This window comes from Curtobacterium sp. UCD-KPL2560 (assembly GCF_001705035.1).
Lineage (GTDB): Bacteria > Actinomycetota > Actinomycetes > Actinomycetales > Microbacteriaceae > Curtobacterium.
This window is the reverse complement of sequence record NZ_MCIG01000137.1, coordinates 1-2701: the sequence shown is the minus strand read 5'-3', so window position 1 is coordinate 2701 and position 2701 is coordinate 1. Positions and strand designations below refer to the sequence as shown.

Here is a 2701-nt window from a genome sequence, read left to right as displayed (position 1 = left end):
GAGGGAGGGTCGTCGGTGACGCACTCACGGTGGTGGGGCTCCGGATCGTCGGGGGCGGATTCGTACCCGTTCGAAACTACGTCACCGCGGCCCATTCGATCCCCGTATGGTGACTATCAGTCCATTGCGGAACGCAATGACCGGCGCAGCGTCGACCAGCGCCGGCCATCGCGGAACGCAACGACCGGCGCAGCGTCGACCAGTGCCGGCCGTCGCGGAACGCAACGACCGGCGCACCGCCGACCCGCGCCGCCCGACCGGAGCGACCTCGACCCACCCTCCCGACCAGATGGAGCCCCCGTGCTCGACCCCGTCCTGCTGCAGACCTTCCTCGCGGTCGCCGAGACCGGGAGCTTCACGGTCGCCGGTCAGCGCCTCGGCATCAGCCAGCCGACCGTCTCCCAACACGTGCGGCGGCTCGAGACCGCGGTGTCGCGCACCCTCGTCGCCCGGGACACCCGCGGGGTCGCCCTCACCGACAACGGCGACGCGATGGCGGGCTTCGCGCGGACGATCCTCGCGGCCCACGCGACGGCCGACGCGTACTTCTCGGGGGCGGCCACCCGCGGTCGGCTCCGGTTCGGCGCGGCCGACGACCTCGCGATCACGCAGCTCCCGCGGATCCTCCGGGACTTCCGGCGCCTGCACCCGCAGGTGAACCTCGAGCTCACGGTGAACCAGTCCGCCCCGCTCCTGCGCCGGGTGCACGCCGGGCAGCTCGACCTCGTGTTCATCAAGCAGACCGCGGGGGAGTCGGCCGAGGGTACCCGCGTCGCGACCGACCAGATGGTGTGGATGGCGCAGGACGGCATCGCCCTCGAACCGGGCGAACCGGTCCCGCTCATCGCGTACCAGGCGCCGAGCATCAGCCGGCAGATGGCGATCGACGCCCTCGAGGCGGCCGGTCGCACCTGGCGGATCACCTGCAACACGCGTGACGTGAACGGCGTCCTGGCCGCGGTCCGGGCCGGGATCGGGGTGGCGGTGTTCCCGCACTCGCTCATCCCCGCCGACCTGGTGAAGGTCTCGCAGCGGCTCGCGCTGCCGGACCTGCCGGCCGTCGACTACGTGCTCATCGCGAACCCGACGGTGCAGCGGGAGCCGATCGAGGCCCTGACGAACGCGATCACCTCGCGCGGGGTCGTCCGCGCGGTCTGACGGCGGGCGCTCCGCCCTACGGGGCGACGCCCGGCACGACGCCGGTCCCGGTCACGTCCGGCAGCGCGATCCCACCAGCACCGAGCAGCGCCGCCGCGAGGGCCCAGAGCAGCACGAGCGTCCCGACCCCGCCGAGCACGGCACCGAGGAGGGCGAGCGGCCGCTGCCACGTCGTGGTCGGGTCCCGCAGGACGGTCGTCGACAGCACGAGCGCGACGATCCCGAGGGCGATCCCCGTCGCGTGCACGGTCGCCGGCGCGGTGAACCACCACGCGGCGAGCGCGAGGGTCGCTCCGCCGGTCACGGCACCGAGCAGTCCGCCCGTGGTCGGCGAGACCGCGGGCCGCCGGTCGGTGCGCGTGGTCGCGGAACCGGCCGGGAGGCGCGGTGCACGTCCGTCGGTCCGGCCCGCGTGGCCGGGACGGTCACCGGTGCTCGCGTGGTCACCGGTGGACGGGTGGCCGACCGCGCCCGCGCGCGCACCGAGGGCCCGGCTGCGCGCCTCGGGAGCGGACGTCCGGCCGGCCCGTGGCCCGGACCGTCCACGCCGTCGTCGGGGTCGAGCGGACCGCGCCGCACGTGCGCCCTCGGGCAGGTCGATCGTCTCGAGGGGCACCGTCGCGACGGAGAGGCCGTCCTCGTCGCCGGGGACCGCCGCTCCGAGGGCACCGGACGCGTCCGTGTGCGGCACGCTCCGGTGCGCCGCGCCGCCGTCGGGTGCGGTGTCGGCCGTGGTCGGGGTGCTCGTCGGGGGAGCGAGGACGGCCTCGAAGGACGGCGCCGACTGCTGGTCGTCGCGCGGGGCCTGCGGCGCGATGGGGGCCTGCTGTCGCGCGAAGCGTGCGGGGGTGCGGTAGCCGATCGGCCCGCTCGGCTCCGGTTCGGTGCCCTCCACGAGGACGTGCTCGAGGCCGGGGACCGAGAACCGCGGTCGGCCGACCGCGGGGTCGAGCCCGCTGTCGGGCACGGCGACCGGGACCGGTGCCACCGTCGCCGCACGAGCCGGTGCCGAGCGCTCCCGTGCCGGACCCGGTGCGACCGGGACGCTGTCGGTGGGCGGGACCTGCACCGCGGGCGAGGTCGGGGCCGGCGGCAGGAGGTCCTGCTGCGGCGGGAAGTCCGGGACGACCACGTCGTCGGTCGAGGGCAGCGCACCCGGCGCCGCTCCGGCGAGGGCAGCCAGGTCGCTCGCCGGGCTGGCCGGACCGGCGCCCCGGACGGACGCCTCGGAGGTAACGGGGACCGGCCATCCGCTCGACGCGACCGTCCCGTGCGGAGCGGCGGGACCGTCCGCTGCGTCGATCGCGGTCGGCACGGCGTGCACGACGGACGGACCGGTGCCGGACGGCAGGTGCGCGGAGACGGCGGCGCCGACCGGGACCGTGCCGGCCAGGGCAGGAGCGGTGTGCGCGGGACCGGACAGCACGGCGTGCGGCGCGGAACCGTCGCGGGCCGGGGCGTCGACCGGGGCGCCGGACGTGACGGCCGGGGCGGTGGTGACGACGGCGGTCACCGCGAGGGCACCGGAGGGGCGGGCCGGTCC

The 2701-nt window shown here is 76.4% G+C and carries 1 protein-coding gene and 1 pseudogene; one reads left to right on the top strand and one right to left on the bottom strand.

Annotated elements, in window-relative coordinates; all coding sequences use genetic code 11:
• Window positions 1–300: 300 nt before the first annotated feature.
• A complete protein-coding gene (locus BEP24_RS16105; protein WP_065965176.1) occupies window positions 301–1158 on the top strand; it encodes a LysR substrate-binding domain-containing protein in 858 nt (285 codons plus the stop codon).
• Between the two features lie 16 nt (window positions 1159–1174).
• On the opposite strand, the pseudogene BEP24_RS16100 reads toward BEP24_RS16105, so the two are convergent.
• Window positions 1175–2701: pseudogene (locus BEP24_RS16100) on the bottom strand (hypothetical protein); the annotation flags it as partial.